The sequence below is a fragment of the Serratia sp. HMSC15F11 genome (assembly GCF_001808215.1).
In the GTDB taxonomy this organism is placed as follows: Bacteria; Pseudomonadota; Gammaproteobacteria; order Enterobacterales; family Enterobacteriaceae; genus Serratia; species Serratia nevei.
The window spans coordinates 1-513 of record NZ_KV792452.1 but is presented as its reverse complement, the minus strand read 5'-3'; the positions used below and the strand labels follow the sequence as shown (position 1 = coordinate 513).

The following is a 513-nucleotide window of genomic DNA, read 5'->3' as shown; positions in this document are numbered from 1 at the left end:
CGTCATTGCATGCCTTCATCCGGTGACACGTTGCCTACCCTGCCGGTGGCTCTCGTGCGGGACAGGATATGTTTTGTAGCACCGCCGTGGGCGACGCGTCCAAAACGAGGGTGACGGACAGGAAATGTGTTGTCATTACCGCCGGTGTTCCTGGCTTTGACAACACGCAGGTCAGGGCGAAGCCCCGACACCCCGAATCTCCCCTATACTGTGCCAAAAAAAAGGAGGTCTCTATGGCATGGCACAGTGTGTCGCAGGCACAGGCATTGACCGGAAAAAGTCGGCGGACGCTCTACCGTGATATGGCGGCAGGCCGCGTATCATGGCGCAATAATGCCGATGGCAGGCGGGAGTTAGAAACTACGGAATTGCTGCGCGTGTACGGCGAACTGCAGCCTGATGGCACGGATGCGCGGCACACGCTGTCACAGCCCGTTGGCACAGAAGATCAGGCGGTATTACTCGCCGAAATACGCGCATTACGGCAGGAGGTCGCCGATTTGAAAGCGGCGG

1 protein-coding gene is annotated in these 513 nt (G+C 58.7%); it reads left to right on the top strand.

Annotated elements, in window-relative coordinates; genetic code table 11:
• Positions 1 to 233 precede the first annotated feature (233 nt).
• Positions 234 to 513: entry exclusion protein 1 (locus HMPREF3138_RS11435; protein WP_070559054.1), on the top strand; the 280-nt coding region annotated here is incomplete at its 3' end.